Raw genomic sequence first — 14,362 nt, forward strand, 5'->3', positions numbered from 1 at the left:
CCCTCGTGGCCCGGTTGCGGTCAGAAGACCTCCTTGAAGAGGTCCTTCATGTGCTGCCAGCTGCGGCGATGGGCGGCCTCGTTGTAGGCGGCGCCCTTGCTGTTGTCGCTGCCGGCCTCCTTCTGCGTGAAGGCATGGACGGCGCCAGAATATGCCACGAAGACGCAGTCGGCCTTGGCCGTCCGCATCTCGTCCTGGAAGGCGGCCACGTCCTTGGCCGGCACCCAGGGATCGTCGGCCCCGTGGCAGACCAGCACCTTGGCGGTGATGGGACCTGGCGCCTGACCCGCGGGCACATCCAGCCCGCCGTGGTATGACACCACCGCCTTCACCGGCAGGCCGCCCCGGGCCGCTTCGAGGGCCCCCGTGCCGCCGAAGCAGAAGCCGATGACGGCCACCCTGCTACCATCCACGCCCTTCTGGGCCTTGAGCGCCTCGATGGCGGCGGCGATGCGGCGGCGGAACAGTGCGCGGTCGCCCTTGAAAGAGCCCGCCAGCTTGCCTGCTTCTCCGGTGTTCGCCGGGCGGACACCCTCCCCGTAGATGTCCGCCGCCAGGGCGGCATAGCCCAGCTTGGCCAGGTCGTCAGAGACCTTGCGCTCATGGTCCGTTAGGCCCATCCACTGGTGGATGACCACCACGCCCGGCACCTTGCCCTTGGCCTCGGCCGGGTGGGACAGGTAGCCCGCAAGCTTGGTTGCCCCGTCTGCATAACTGAGCGGCTGGCCCGCGAAGACCGGAAGGGCGGCAAGGGAGAGGGCGAGGGCGGCGGATCGCATGGAGCCTCCTGGGGTGGGAGACCGATCGTATAGCTGTTTAAACGGCTATTCCAGGGAAACCCGTTACCGCCCCGTGCTGCCGTAGCCGCCTTCGCCGCGCTCAGTGTCACCCAGGGCCTCGACGGTGGGCTCGGGGATCCAGCTCCAGCTGGCCACCGGGGCAATGAGGAGCTGGGCGATGCGCTCCCCTCGGCGGAGCTCGAAGGGAGCCTCCCCATGGTTCACCAGCAGCACCTGCACCTCGCCGCGGTAGTCCGCATCGATGGTGCCCGGGGCGTTGAGCACCGTGAGCCCATGGCGCAGGGCCAGACCGGAACGGGGCCGTACCTGCCCCTCGAAGGCCGGCGGGATGGCCATCACCAGGCCCGTGGGCACCAGGCGTCGTTGGCCCGGGGCGATGGCCCAGGTCTCGCCTTCCGGAATCGCCGCCCGCAGGTCCATGCCAGCCGCATGGGGCGTGGCCGCCACCGGCAGATCGAGGCCGAGGCCGTGGGGGAGCTGATGGACCGGAATGCGCATGGCTCCCAGCCTCCAGCCTCCAGCCTCCTGACTCAAGTCCTTTCCTTGACAAGCTGGCCGCAGGCCCCCTGCACGTCCCGCCCCCGGCTTCGGCGCACGGTGACGAAGCAGCCGCGGGCCTTGAGCCACCGGGCGAACTGCTGCACCCCGTCCTCGCTGGGCTGGAGGAAGTCGCTGGCCGCGTGCTCGTTCATGGGAATCAGGTTCAGGTTGTGGGCGCTCCGCAGGTCGCCGAGCCAGTCCGCCAGGCGCTGGGCGTCGGCCTCGGTGTCGTTCTCGCCGGCCAGCAGCACGTACTCGAAGCAGAACTTCTCGCCCCGCTTCGGACCCCAGTCATCCAAGGCCTGGCGGAGGCGGGCCAGGTTCCACACACGGTTCACGGGCATGGTGCGGTTGCGGGCCTCGTCGGTGGTGGCGTTGAGGCTCAGCGCCAGGAGGGGCCGGGGCTCCAGCTTCGCCAGCTTGTCGATGCCGCTCACCAGGCCCGACGTGCTGACGGTGATGCGGTTCTTCCCCAGCCCCAGGCCGGCGGGATGGCACATGAGGCGGATGGCGCGGTGTAGGTGCTCCAGGTTGTGCAGGGGCTCGCCCATGCCCATGAACACCAGGGTGAGTTCGTGGCCGCGGTCGGGCCCCAAGTCCGCCATGAGGGCCAGCACCTGGCCCAGGATCTCGCCGGCCTGCAGGTTGCGGAGGATGCCCATGCTGCCCGTGGCGCAGAAGGTGCAGCCCATGGCACAGCCCACCTGGCTGGAGATGCAGTAGGTCACCCGGGGGTTCCGCACCCGGCGCGGCATGTGGACGGCCTCGATGCGCTTCCCATCCGCCAGTTCCAAGGCCAGCTTGGTGGAGCCGTCGTCGGAGGGCTGACGCTCCACGAGGGTGGGCAGGCGCAGGTCCGCCACGCTCTCCAGCCAGGCGCGGATGCTCGATCCCAGATCCGGCACACCCCCCTTCCAGGTCCAGGGCCGGTGCAGCCGCTTGAAGGTCTCCAAAGCGCTGCCAGGACAACCCAGGGCGGATAGGTCCTCAGGGAAGAGTGACCAGGCCGAAGGCAGGCCATCCCGTTCGGGGGCGGCGTGATCCCAGGGCATGGGTCGTGAATCGGACATCCAGGCAGTGTACCGGCTGGCAGCGGATTCATTTCAGAGCCCGGCGTGGCTATCCTGATGAGGTTGTCCATTAAGGGAGCCCCCATGTCCGTTGCCGCCCCGCTGCGTCTCGTTCTGGCCTTGGTCAGCCTCTCCGCCCTGACCCTGGCGGCGGATGGGCCGGCCTCGGTGCCCCTGCAGAAGCAGGTCGCGATCTACAGTGAACAGCCCACCCTGGGGGAGGCCTTCACCGTCCTGGACTGGTCCCTTCCCATGGGCCGGATGACCTTCACCATGACCTCGGGCACGGTGGCGCCCATGGTCTCTGCGGGACGCACGCTTGGATTCCACTTCAAGGGGAAGGGCTCCTTCCGCTACCGCTCAGAAGAGCCCCTCGAGCGGGCGGCGCTCACCTCGAACTACAAGAAGAACATCGGTGGCATCAACACCAAGGCCATCCTCTCGGAGGAGAAGGGCCAGCAGGTCCTGACCGTGGAGTTAAAAAGCTTCACCCTCTGGCAGGAAGGATTGGTCCAGGCCCTACCGAGTGGAACGCCCGCCGAGACTCCCAACGATTCCTTCACCCGGGACTGGGCCTTCTTCAAGCGGGATGGGCTGGGAGACCGGGGTCATGACTTCGCGGCCCACCTGGCCAACACTCCGAGTCGCGGCCTGGCCCGAGCGGAGATCACCGGTGCGGACAGCCCCTTCATCTACACGCTGGACCAGGGGGGATCCCAGCGCGAACAGCTCTGGTCCGTGGCGGGTCCCTACCGCCCAGCGGTCTATGACGGCCTCCGCAGGGTGCTCCTCTCGGAGCAGCCCATCGGCTGGACCTGGAAGGCCCCCCTTTCCGCACTGCTGAACCTGACAGCCGTGGACATCGACATGAAGGCAAGCCTGGGTGGCGCTGACCTGAGGGTCACCGAAACCCTGGTGGCTGGAGACGAGGGGATGTCCGTCATCTCCTTGAATCTCTACAACATCGTGGATCCCACCTACAAGCAGGGGAACTACCGGGTCTCCAAGGTCCTGGATGCCGAAGGACGCAGCCTCCCCTTCCACCACCGCAACGACACGATCGTGGTCCAGTTGGATCAGCCCCACCCGGCTGGTGAGCCATTCAAGCTCACCTTCGAATACGGCGGCGCCATCCTGCTCCGTCCCGGCGGCGACAGCTACTGGGAGCTCGGCGTCGAGCCCTGGTTCCCCCAGCCCGACATGGATGGCCAAGCCTACACGGTGCATGCCGTCATCCAGACGCCCAAGGAGGACGTGCCGGTGGCCCCTGGCACGACGATCCGCCGGAGCCAGAGTGAATCGGGAAACCTCCTCGAGGTCCGCATCGACAAGCCCGTGCAGTTCTTCTCGATGTTCGCAGGAGCCTACACCTTCACCGAGGAGGCCAAGGATGGCCTCACGATCCGGGTGGCCGCCTATGGCAACCAGGGCGGCGGTATGCAGAAGCGGCTCATCGACATCGCCAGGCAGACCATCGGGTTCTACGAGGACTTGTTCGAAAAATTCCCTTTCGAGGAGTTCAACATCATCCAGGTGAACTCATTCGGGTACGGCCAAGCCCCTCCCGGGATGATGATCATCACCAACGAGGCCTTCAACGGGAAAGTGGATGACCTCAGTGCCCTGTTCACCAAGGGCATCAATCAGCGCTTCGCCCACGAGATCGCCCACCAATACTGGGGCCACCTGGTCAAGATGGCGACCCCGGAGGAGCAGTGGATCACCGAGTCCTTTGCCAACTACGCCTCCGCCCTGGCCATGAGAAGCATGAAGAACCAGGGGACCAGCGCCTACGAGGGCATGCTGAGCCGGTGGCGGAACCAGGCGAATGCCTACACGGAAACAGGCACCATTCCCTTCGCCAACCGGCTCCAGTGGATCGGGGACCCCCGAGGCGCCTTCCTCGCTCGGACCTCCCTCCTCTATGAGAAGGGGGCGCTCATCCTCGCCTCCCTACACAAGGAGATGGGCGACAAGAACTTCGCCCTGTTCATGAAGTCCATCATCGCCAACTTCCGGTGGAAGGCCGCCAACACGCCCTCCATCGAACAGCTCGCGACCATGGCCGGCCGCAAGGACTTCGGTCCGCTGTTCCGCGACTGCTACTGGGGAACCCAGATGCCCAAGTAACCCGCGAAGGGAATCAGGCCACCAGGTCCTGCGGCCGGATGTCGCAGCCGCGCCGGGTGCCGAGGGCGCTGACACCCAGCTGGGCCGGGTCGAGCAGGTCCTGGGCGATGCGAAGCAGGTCGTCCGGCGTTACAGCCTCGATCTCGGCCATCTGCTGGTCGAGGCTACGCAGCTGCCCCAGGTGGATGGCTTGGTGCGCCAGGCTGAACATGCGGCTGCTGCTGCTCTCCTGGCTGAACACGAGGCCCGTGCGGGCCTGGAGCTTGGCTCGCTCCAGCTCATCGGACTCCACGCCCTTCTCGCGGATCCTGGCGCACTCGGCCATGGTTCGCTGCACCAGCTCCCGCAGCTGGGCCGGGGCGCAGCTGGCGCTGATCTGCAGCGCGCCAGTGTCCGCATAGGGGCTGAGGTAGCTGCCCACCTGATAGCAGAGGCCCCGGCGCTCCCGCAGCTCCATGAAGAGCCGGGAGGCCATGCCGCCTCCCAGCACGTGGCTGAGGAGGTGGGCCGCCGCCCGGTCCGGGGAGTGGTGATCGGTAGCTGGGAAGCCCATGACCAGGTTGGCCTGCTGGAGGTCCTTGCGGGGCACGTTCAGCAGGAAGGGTCGGGTCCGCGCCTGGATGCCGGGCGCATGGGCGGTCCCCTTGGGCAGGCGGTCCAGGATGGGCTTCAGCAGGTCGAGGAAAGGCGCCGCCTCGATGGCGCCGGCGGCTGCCACCACCAGGTTCGGCGCGCGGTAGGTGTGGTCGAAGAAGGCGCGGGCCTCCGTGGCGCCGTAGCCGGAGACCTGCTCGCGACGGCCCAGGATGGGGTGGGCCAGCGGCGTGCCTTCCCAGAAGCCGCCATAGAACAGCTCGCTCACCCAGTCGTCGGGCTGGTCCTCACTCTGTGCGATCTCTTCCAGGATCACGCCGCGCTCGCGCACCAATTCGTCGGCCTCGAAGCGGGGGGCGGTCACCAGCTCGCCCAGCAGGTGCAGCAGCTCCGGCAACTGGTCCGCCAGCACCTTGCCGTAGAAGCAGGCCACCTCCTTCCCTGTGAAGGCGTCCACGTGGCCCCCCAGGCGGTCCGTGGCCGCCGCCAGTTCATCCGGGGTGGGGTAGGAGGCCGTGCCCTTGAACACGGTGTGTTCCAGGAAGTGGGCCAAGCCCTCCTCCTCGGGGCCTTCGTGGCGCGACCCCCGCCGCACCCAGAAGCCCACCGCGCAGCTCCGAACATGGGGCAGCTGCTCGATCAGGATCTCGGTGCCCTCGGGCGTGACGGTGCGGAGCGGAGCATGTGGCATTCCACCAGTCTACCGCCCAGAGCCCCTACCCTTCGGCTTCGCTTCCCGCCAGGCCGATGGGCGTGCGGTGGAGCTTCCAGCCGGCCAGGGCCCAGCAGAGGGCGCCGAAGGCCAGGAGTGCCAGACACGCCACCACCGGATGAGTACTGACCTGCTCCTGGGCCAGGAGCTGGCTGGTCTGGACCGTGGCCGCGCGGCTTCCGGCCAGGCTCTCGATGTGGTGGGTGAAGGTGAGCCGCTGGAGGAAGGGCGGGAAGATCCGCACCAGTGGCTCCCACAGGAAGAAGTAGAGGGCGCCCCAGAGGGTGCCGCGCTTGAAGACCAGGCCGATCAGCGTCATCAGGGCCAGCTCCCCCCACCAGGCACTGACCAGGGCCACGAGGCGCCCCAGCAGGAGGGAGGGATCGCCGCCGATGACCTGGAGGCCCAGGGTGCCGATGATGAGCCACACAGCACCCCAGGCGAACCATGGCAGCCCCTTGCCTAGGGGCAGGGCCCAGGCAGGGGCGGGGCGCACCAGCAGGAGGGGGAGCGTGCGCTGCTCCAGATCCTCGCGGATGCCTGCGGGGGCGGCCACCAGGGCCATGATGGGCAGCATCATCTTCACCAGCACATCGTGGAACACCCTTAAGGTTTCGCCGGGATAGGGACGACCCTCCGCTCCCTTGATCTGGGCCACGGTGTAGATGAGGAGCGTGAGCGCCACGGGCACCATGACCAGGGAGGCCAGCACCCAGCCGCGACCCTGGAAGACGCGGGGCAAGTAGCCCCGCGCCGTGGCGCGGATCGTCGCCAGGGGAGAAGGGGCGGCGTTCATGCGTGATCCTTCGTCAGATACTGGAAGACGGCATCGAGGTTCAAATCCAGTGGGTCGAGCGCCTGCAGAGGGATGCCACCCTCTGCCGCGGCCTTCTGCAGGCGGGGGAGGATGTCCCGAGGGGAGCGCACCGACAGGACCACAGCCCCTTCTTCGATCCGGAGGGCCGCCAGCTCCGGCTGTTCCACGGCCCAGCGGGCCAGGACCTGGGCCTCGCCTGTCAGGCGCAGTTCCACCGGATGGCGGTCCAGCAGCTGGCGGATTTCGGTGACGGTCCCCTCGGCCAGCAGGCGGCCGCGGAAGAGCAGGAGGATGCGCTCCGTGAGCTGGGCAATCTCACCGAGGATGTGGCTGGAGACCAGGATGCGGGTGCCCTTCTCAGCGAGGCTGCGGAGCAGGGCCATGAGCGTGAGCCGGGCCTCGGGATCCAGTCCGTTGAAGGGCTCATCCAGGATGAGCAGCTCCGGTTCGTGCAGGAGGGCTTGGGCCAGCCGGATGCGCTGGCGCATGCCCTTGGACATGCGCGCGAAGGTGAGGTGGGCGCGGTCGGCCATGCCCACGGTGGCGAGGGCCTTGGCCACCGCAGTGTCCAGGCCTGCGCCCGAGAGGCCGGATAGCTCGCCCATCATGCGCAGCCACCTATCCGCCCGGAGGCCCGTGGGCAGCCGGTCCCCCTCGGGCACCAGCCCCAGGCGGGCGAGCACAGCAGGGTTGCGGAAAGGCGCCTCGCCAAACACCCGCACCTCGCCGCCGGAGGGCGGCAGCAGGCCCGCCAGGAGCTGAAGCAGGGAGGACTTGCCGGCGCCGTTGGGTCCAAGCAGGCCCGTGATGCCGCCGCCCTCGGGCAGGCCGAAGGAGGTGGGGCTGAGGCCCAGGATCGGACCGTAGCGGAGGGAGGCGCGGTCGAGGGAAATCATCAGATCACCGCTTCAGAGGGGCGCGTCCGCCGCGCGGCCACATAGGTCCAGAGGGTGATGTGGAAGGCGGTGCCCAGAATCGCTGGCAGCCAAGCCACCATCGGATGGTCCACGCCCACGAAGAGCTGGGGCCAGGCCTCGGCCAGCATGACGGGGTTCAGGGCGTCCACAGCCTTGATGCCCGTGAGGCCATGGATCATGGTCGCCAGGGTGCCGGCCCCCAGCACCAGCCCCAGCACCCAGCCGATGCCGGCCCGCGGGGTGGCGGCCATGCTGGAGGCGCCCACGGCCAGGGAGCCCATCAGCACCGAGCTGATGGCCATGGCCGGCAGCAGCCGCAGGGGCGCCGTCACCCACACCGGCCCCTGGAGGCCCGCCAGCAGCAGGGACATGGCCCATGGCAGCAGGGCAAACGGCAGCAGGATGGCGAAGGGCAGTGCCGAGGCGAAACCGAGCTTGGCGAGCAGGTAGTCCCTGGGCGCCACGGGGTGGGCGTAAATCAGGGGACGCACCCGGTAAAGGGTATCCCGGGCCACGAGGCCGCCCCCCACCAGGGCCACCAGGAACCACAGCAGGTAGCTGGCGGGGTTCAGGAGGTCGGCCTGGAAGTCTGCGCCCTGGGTCAGGATTGTCTTGGCGAAGTCCTGCATCGGTTTGAAGGTCTGGTTGGTCCGGAAGAGGTGCTCCATGTAGATGCGAGCCACCTTCACGATGAGTACGACCAGGAAGGCGAACCCGAAGAAGCGGCCGATCTTCTGACGCCAGAGCCGGGCCAGGTCGAAGCGCATGAGCACCAGGGCTGGAGGATGGCCCTGATGGAGATCCGGCGCGGGCGGGAGGGTGGGGGCGTAGATGGGCATGGCTCAGGCTCCCGCAGCCACAGGATGGAGGGCGCGCAGGAGGACCTCGTCCAGGCGGTCATGGCGAGGGGTCACCTGCACCAGGGTGGCGCCCTGGGCCTGGGCCCAGCGGAAGGCACCCGCGGGATCAGCTTCGGTCAACTCCAGGTCGTAAAGACCATTGCGGGCTTCCAGGACGGTGCCCAGCTCGGACAGGGCCACCTCCTGCGCTGCATCCAGGGGATCCAGGAAGCGGAGCTCCACGCGCTTCGCGAGGGCCCTGCGAAGGCCCGCCATGGAGCCGGCCGCCTTGATCTCACCCTGATCGAGGATCACCAGCTGGTCCGCCACCCGCTCCACGTCGCCCAGCAGGTGCGAGGCCAGGATGACCCCCGTGCCCAACTCCGAGTGGACCCGCAGCACCAGGTCCAGCATGCGGCGTCGGCCATCGGGATCGAGGCCGTTGGTGGGCTCGTCCAGGAAGATCAGCTCGGGACTGTGCACCAGGGCCTGGGCCAGCTTCACACGCTGCCGCATGCCCGTGGAGTAGCCGCTCACCGGGCGGTAGCGGGATTCATCCAGCCCCACGAAATAGAGCACCTCGTGGGCGCGGTCCCGGGAGGCCTCCGGCGCCAGGCCGCTCAGCTCGCCCCAGAAGGCCACCTGCTCATAGGCGGAGGCATCCTCGATGAGGGCGTCGTACTCCGGCATGTACCCGATGCGGGCCCGCAGCCGGGCCGCTTCGGGCGCCCCCAGGGCCACGCCCAGAACCGATCCGGTGCCGCCCGAAGGCGTGAGCAGGCCGAGCAGGGCCTTCAGCAGGGTGGACTTGCCGGCGCCGTTGGGACCGAGCAGACCCACGATCCCGCGCTCCAGCGTGAGGCTCAGGCCCTTCAGGGCGGGCGCCGCCGACGCGGCGTAGCGCACTTCCAGGTTTTCGAAGGCGATCAAGAGGAACTCCAGGTTGAAGGCGGCTACGAAGCGGACTCTGAAATGGATTAGGCTGTAGCCACCATCCTCCCACCACCCGGACGCCCCCGCATGCAACTCCTGGACTGGCCCATTCTCGATGCCCTGCAGGCCGGCGCCCTGATGGCCCTTTTCATCAGCTTCGGCACAGATGCGCTCTCCCGGCGGGACCGCATGATGGGCTGGCTCTCAGTCACGTGCCTCCTGGTGGGCCTGCGCCATGGCGTCCTCGTTCTGGGCACCCTCCCCAGCATAAATCCCGACCTGGTGGATCGTGCCCAGAGCCTGCTGGTGGCCTTCGGCTTCATCGCTCTCTGCACCGCCCTCACGAACCTCTTCCCGCGCCATGTCCCCCGCCGGTTCCCTGCCTGGGTCGCCATCGGCATGATCCCGAGCTACGTCCGCAACCTGCTGCTGCCCCACCCTAGCCTCTGGGACACCTGGTTGCACCATGTGGCCAACCTCACCTACCTGGTGGGTTGCGGCTTGACCATTTACTGGGCTCTGCGGGCACGCCAGGACGAGGACCCCATGGGCCGTCGGCTGTTCCTGGGCTTTCTGGGACTGACGCTGCCGGTAGTGGTGGAGGTCGCCGCCCTCAGCCTCTTCGACATGAAGGTGCGGCTGTCCGGCTTCAGCCTGGTGTTCTTGTCCATGGGGGTCGGGACCTCCTGGCACTGGTTGATGGTCAGTGGCATGGAGTCCCGCATCCACCGGGCCGAGGCCGAAGTGGAGGTCTGGCGCAGCCTCGTACCAGGCACCGCCTTCCGCACCGACCGTCCATCACCCTTGATGGAGAAGACCTTCGGAGCCTCCTGGCCGGAACGGCTCAAGGCCACGCCCGAGGCGACCTTGATCGGGCTGGATGGCGCCGCCTACCGGGTGCACAGCAGGCTCCTCTACCACCTGGAGCGGATCGGATGGTACGAGCGCGATGAGGACACGCAGCCCGGTCACCAAGGCTTCCTGTCCGGCTGGACGGTTGGCCTCGGCATGGAGGAGGGCGCAGAGCATGAGCGGATCCAGCTGCTGCTGCGCGCCTGGGGGGCGGAGGTGCAGGCCTGGGGCACGGTGCCACCACGGGAGGGGCCCTATCCGAGCGTGCTGCTCTGGGCCCGGGAGCCCAGCATCCTCTCGGTCTGGCGGGAGGACGACCTTGCCAGGAGGCGGCCCCGATGGGTCCAGATTGGCGGACCCATCACCGAGGGGCCCCATGCGCGCCTGGAACCCGGGGCCCAGGAGGAGGACCTGCGGGGCACACTCGAGCGCCTCCTGTCCCGGCACTGAGCCCAGCGCTGAACCTGCGGCACTTGCCCCAAGGCGTGGCATCCATCGGAGAATGGGCGGATGAGCTTCGCCCATCTCCACCTGCACACCGAGCACTCCCTCCTCGACGGCCTCACGCGCATTCCCGACCTCGTGAAGAAGTGCCGGGCCTCGGGCATGCCCGCCGTGGCCGTGACCGACCACGGAAACATGTTCGGCATGATGAAGCTCTTCGACGCCTGCGAAAAGACACAGGACGAGAGCGGCACCTGGGCCGTGAAGCCCATCCTGGGCTGCGAGGTCTACGTCGCGCCCAAGACCCGCTTCGACAAGAAGCTCGAGGCGAAGAACGCCACTGGCGAGGAGGGCCTGGAAGACTGCGTCGACCCCAGCGGCTCCCGCGATGCGGGCTACCACCTGGTGCTGCTGGCCAAGAACCCCGTTGGCTTCGCGAACCTATCCAAGCTGGTGTCCGCGGGTTTCACCGAGGGCTTCTACTACAAGCCGCGCATCGACAAGGACCTCCTCCGGGAGCACAGCGAGGGGCTTATCGCCCTGTCGGCCTGTCTCGGTGGCGAAGTGCAGGCCCGCATCCTCCAGAACCGGCTGGACCAGGCCGAGAAGGTGTCCCGTGACTTCCGCGACATCTTCGGGGAGGACTTCTACCTGGAGATCCAGGACCAGGGCTTCGACAAGGAGAAGGAGATCATCCCCTTCCAGCAGGAGCTGGCCCAGAAGCTCGGCATCCCGCTGGTGGCCACCAACGACGCCCACTACCTCAACCACGCGGACGCCGACCTGCACGACACGCTGCTCTGCATCGGCACGAAGACCACGAAGGCGAAGGAGAAGCGCATGCGCTTCTCCACGGATCAGTTCTTCGTGAAGACGCCTGAGGAGATGCGGTCGGTCTTCCCGGATCATCCGGAGTACCTGGACCGCACCCTGGAGATCGCCGCCAAGGTGGACCTCTTCCCCATTACGCGCAAGCCCGTGACACCGCGCTTTCCCGTGCCCGAGGGCTACGACCTCGACTCCTACTTTGTGCACATCGCCCAGGAGACCTTTGAGCAGCGCCTGGCCGGCTGCCGACCCCTCTGGCAGGTGGGCGCCCTCAAGCACAGCGAGGAGAAGTACCGCGCGCGGCTGGCCTTCGAGCTGGACATGATCCTGAAGATGGGCTTCCCCGGCTACTTCCTGCTGGTCTGGGACTTCATCCGCAAGGCCCGGGAGATGGGCGTGCCCGTGGGCCCCGGCCGTGGCTCGGCGGCCGGCAGCATCGTGGCCTGGTCCATGATGATCACCGACATTGATCCAATGCAGTACGACCTGCTCTTCGAGCGCTTCCTCAACCCCGAGCGCGTGTCCATGCCCGATGTGGACATCGACTTCTGCCGGGATGGCCGCCAGCGCGTCATCGACTACGTCACCGAGAAGTATGGCCAGGACAAGGTGAGCAACATCATCACCATCAACCAGCTCAAGACCAAGGCCGTGATCAAGGACGTGGCCCGGGTCTTCGAGAAGGACTTCGCCTTCGCCAACAACCTGACGAAGCTGGTGCCCCAGGAACCCGGCAAGCCCATGAGCATCGGCGAGGCCCTGCAGAAGAGCGACAAGCTGCGCGAGCTCTACGAGTCCGATCCCGAGGTGAAGAACATTCTGGACATCTCGGCCCGGCTCGAGGGCCTGTCCCGCAACACGGGCGTCCACGCGGCAGGCGTCATCATCGCCCCGGATGAGCTCACCCAGTTCGCACCGCTGTCCCGGGACAAGGACGGCAAGGTGATGGTGCAGTACACCATGATGGAGGCCGAGCGTGCGGGCCTGCTGAAGATGGACTTCCTGGGCCTGGAGACGCTCACCCAGATCGCCAAGACGCAGGAGGTCATCGCCCGGCGCCATGGCCAGCCCAAGGACATGACCACCATCCGCGCCTTCGACGACAAGAAGACCTTCGAGCTCTTCGCCGCCGGCGATACCGATGGGGTCTTCCAGTTCGAGTCCGGCGGCATGAAGCAGCTGCTGCGGCAGTTGGGCCCCGACCGCTTCGACGACCTCATCGCGCTGAACGCCCTCTTCCGCCCCGGCCCCCTGGGGGCAGGCATGGGCACCACCTACGTGGAGCGCCGCCACGGCCGCGAACCCGTCACCTACATGTTCCCTGACCTGGAGCCCATCCTTTCGCCGACCTACGGCGTGATCCTCTACCAGGAACAGGTCATGCAGATCGCCAGCCTCATCGCCGGATACTCCCTGGGCGAGGCGGACATGCTGCGCCGGGCGATGGGCAAGAAGGACAAGGAGAAGATGGCCAAGGAGAAATCCAAGTTCATCGAGCAGGGCGCCAGCCGGGGCTACGACAAGGCCAAGGTGGCCGAGCTCTTCGACCTCATCGAGTTCTTCGCGGGCTACGGCTTCAACAAGAGCCACAGCGCCGCCTACGCCATGGTGGCCTACGAGACCGCCTACCTGAAGGCCAACTACACCGTGGAGTTCATGGCGGGCCTGCTCTCCACCAAGTCCGGCCGCACGGACGACGTGGCGAAGTACGTGCAGAACTGCCGCGAGGGGGGCATCGAGGTCCTGGGGCCCGACATCAACGAATCGGCCCTGGACTTCACGGCCACCTCCGACCGGCAGATCCGGTTCGGCTTTGCCGCCGTCAAGGGATTGGGCGATGCCGCGCTGCAGGCGATCCTCGAGGCCCGGCAGGCCGAGGGCAGGTTCAAGGACCTCTTCCACGCCCTGAAGAGCACGGACCTCCAGAAGGCCAACCGCAAGGTGTGGGAGTCCCTCATCAAGGCCGGCGCCTTCGACAGCCTGGAACCCAACCGCGCCGCCCTGCTGCAGGGCCTGCCGGACGCGGTGTCCGCCGCCTCCCGCGGCACCGGCGACACGGGCATGACCAGTCTCTTCGACGATGCCGAACTGGCCACGCTCAGCGAGGACTGGCGCGTGCCCGAGAACATCGAGCCCTGGGATCGCAAGGTCCGGCTGGCCGCCGAGCGCGAGGTGCTGGGCCTCTTCGTCAGCGGCCATCCCCTGGAGGAGTTCACCGACGCCATCCAGGTGCACACCCACGGCACCCTGGCCAAGATCGCAGAGGACGCCACCTCCGGCCGCCTGCGGGATCGCAACGAGGTCACCCTCGGCGCCATGGTCTCCACCGTGGCCTTCAAGACCAACCAGAAGGGGGAGCCCTGGGCCATCCTCCAGGTCGAGGACACCACCGGGAAGATGGAAGTCTTGCTCATGGCCACCAAGTGGGACCCCGTCACCAAGAAGAAGGATGCACTGCGCCCCTTCGAGCGCTACCGCCACCTCGCCGTGCCCGAGGCCATGCTGCGCATCACGGGCGAGCTGCGGGTGGAGACCATCCAGGGCAACGGCAACGGAACCGAGGGCGAAGATGACGAAGAGCAGACCGTGGTGAAGGTCTTCGCCACCCTGCTGGAGCCCCTGGAGGGCTTCCAGGGGCTGGGCTTCACTGGCGCCCTGGTGCGACTGCCCCCGGGTGAGTGCCCGCCCCGCCTGGCGACGGTCCTCGGCGACCACAAGGGTGAGCTGCCCGTGACCTTCGAGTATCGCTCCAAGGAGGGCCTCGTAGCCCGGGTGAGGGCCGGCCGCGACCTGCGGCTGAAGTACGACGAGGCGCTGAAGGAGAAGGTGGCCAAGGAGACCGGCTGCGCCCTGACCTGGACCTACTGAGGCTCGGCCGGAGTATCC

The 14,362-nt window shown here is 67.6% G+C and carries 11 protein-coding genes; 3 read left to right on the forward strand and 8 right to left on the reverse strand.

The annotated features are described in order from the left end of the window. Positions 1–20: 20 nt before the first annotated feature. The 3 genes from WAS25_RS00315 to rlmN form a co-directional block, all read right to left on the reverse strand. The gene (locus WAS25_RS00315; protein WP_422309176.1) at positions 21–779 is read right to left on the reverse strand and encodes a dienelactone hydrolase family protein; all 759 of its coding nucleotides are present in this window, start codon (positions 777–779) and stop codon (positions 21–23) included. Between the two features lie 63 nt (positions 780–842). Further along, on the reverse strand, positions 843–1,298 hold the full coding sequence (gene dut / locus WAS25_RS00320; protein ID WP_422309178.1) for a dUTP diphosphatase: 456 nt from the start codon (positions 1,296–1,298) through the stop codon (positions 843–845). A 32-nt stretch (positions 1,299–1,330) separates the two neighbouring features. Further along, a complete protein-coding gene (rlmN, locus tag WAS25_RS00325) occupies positions 1,331–2,410 on the reverse strand; it encodes a 23S rRNA (adenine(2503)-C(2))-methyltransferase RlmN (protein WP_422309180.1) in 1,080 nt (359 codons plus the stop codon). An 84-nt stretch (positions 2,411–2,494) separates the two neighbouring features. On the opposite strand from rlmN, the gene WAS25_RS00330 reads away from it, so the two are divergent. Next, positions 2,495–4,540, forward strand: a complete 2,046-nt coding sequence (locus tag WAS25_RS00330) for a M1 family metallopeptidase (protein ID WP_422309182.1) — start codon at positions 2,495–2,497, stop codon at positions 4,538–4,540. A gap of 13 nt (positions 4,541–4,553) precedes the next feature. On the opposite strand, the gene WAS25_RS00335 is transcribed toward WAS25_RS00330, so the two are convergent. Genes WAS25_RS00335 through WAS25_RS00355 form a run of 5 tightly spaced genes read right to left on the reverse strand, consistent with a single transcriptional unit; the run spans position 4,554 to position 9,349 of the window. Further along, positions 4,554–5,825: a M16 family metallopeptidase gene (locus tag WAS25_RS00335; protein WP_422309184.1), complete on the reverse strand. Its 1,272-nt coding sequence runs from the start codon at positions 5,823–5,825 to the stop codon at positions 4,554–4,556. Between the two features lie 25 nt (positions 5,826–5,850). Further along, positions 5,851–6,642 carry a hypothetical protein gene (locus WAS25_RS00340; RefSeq protein WP_422309186.1) on the reverse strand — a complete coding sequence of 264 codons (792 nt, stop codon included), beginning with the start codon at positions 6,640–6,642 and terminating at the stop codon, positions 5,851–5,853. Continuing rightward, positions 6,639–7,559: an ABC transporter ATP-binding protein gene (locus WAS25_RS00345; protein ID WP_422309188.1), complete on the reverse strand. Its 921-nt coding sequence runs from the start codon at positions 7,557–7,559 to the stop codon at positions 6,639–6,641. Before WAS25_RS00345 ends, WAS25_RS00340 begins: the two co-directional genes overlap by 4 nt. Next, the gene (locus tag WAS25_RS00350; RefSeq protein ID WP_422309190.1) at positions 7,559–8,419 is read right to left on the reverse strand and encodes a hypothetical protein; all 861 of its coding nucleotides are present in this window, start codon (positions 8,417–8,419) and stop codon (positions 7,559–7,561) included. Before WAS25_RS00350 ends, WAS25_RS00345 begins: the two co-directional genes overlap by 1 nt. 3 nt (positions 8,420–8,422) lie before the next feature. After that, entirely contained in the window at positions 8,423–9,349 is a 927-nt protein-coding gene (locus WAS25_RS00355; protein ID WP_422309191.1) for an ABC transporter ATP-binding protein, read from the reverse strand. Between the two features lie 90 nt (positions 9,350–9,439). Here WAS25_RS00355 and WAS25_RS00360 point away from each other — a divergent pair, with 90 nt between their 5' ends. Both WAS25_RS00360 and dnaE read left to right on the forward strand, forming a co-directional pair. Next, on the forward strand, positions 9,440–10,654 hold the full coding sequence (locus tag WAS25_RS00360) for a hypothetical protein (RefSeq protein ID WP_422309193.1): 1,215 nt from the start codon (positions 9,440–9,442) through the stop codon (positions 10,652–10,654). 60 nt (positions 10,655–10,714) lie between these two features. After that, positions 10,715–14,344 (forward strand): DNA polymerase III subunit alpha, encoded by a 3,630-nt coding sequence (gene dnaE, locus WAS25_RS00365; RefSeq protein WP_422309195.1) that lies wholly within the window; start codon positions 10,715–10,717, stop codon positions 14,342–14,344. Positions 14,345–14,362 lie beyond the last annotated feature (18 nt).

The sequence above is a fragment of the Geothrix sp. genome, assembly GCF_049292215.1.
Classification (GTDB): Bacteria; Acidobacteriota; Holophagae; order Holophagales; family Holophagaceae; genus Geothrix.

What these genes read in the sequence shown, in the direction of transcription:
- WAS25_RS00360 (WP_422309193.1), top strand. Translation starts at nt 9,440, where the DNA reads ATGCAACTCCTGGACTGGCCCATTCTCGATGCCCTGCAGGCCGGCGCC.
- WAS25_RS00345 (WP_422309188.1), bottom strand. Translation starts at nt 7,559, where the DNA reads ATGATTTCCCTCGACCGCGCCTCCCTCCGCTACGGTCCGATCCTGGGC.
- WAS25_RS00315 (WP_422309176.1), bottom strand. Translation starts at nt 779, where the DNA reads ATGCGATCCGCCGCCCTCGCCCTCTCCCTTGCCGCCCTTCCGGTCTTC.
- dut (WP_422309178.1), bottom strand. Translation starts at nt 1,298, where the DNA reads ATGCGCATTCCGGTCCATCAGCTCCCCCACGGCCTCGGCCTCGATCTG.
- WAS25_RS00335 (WP_422309184.1), bottom strand. Translation starts at nt 5,825, where the DNA reads ATGCCACATGCTCCGCTCCGCACCGTCACGCCCGAGGGCACCGAGATC.
- WAS25_RS00330 (WP_422309182.1), top strand. Translation starts at nt 2,495, where the DNA reads ATGTCCGTTGCCGCCCCGCTGCGTCTCGTTCTGGCCTTGGTCAGCCTC.
- rlmN (WP_422309180.1), bottom strand. Translation starts at nt 2,410, where the DNA reads ATGTCCGATTCACGACCCATGCCCTGGGATCACGCCGCCCCCGAACGG.
- WAS25_RS00340 (WP_422309186.1), bottom strand. Translation starts at nt 6,642, where the DNA reads ATGAACGCCGCCCCTTCTCCCCTGGCGACGATCCGCGCCACGGCGCGG.
- dnaE (WP_422309195.1), top strand. Translation starts at nt 10,715, where the DNA reads ATGAGCTTCGCCCATCTCCACCTGCACACCGAGCACTCCCTCCTCGAC.
- WAS25_RS00350 (WP_422309190.1), bottom strand. Translation starts at nt 8,419, where the DNA reads ATGCCCATCTACGCCCCCACCCTCCCGCCCGCGCCGGATCTCCATCAG.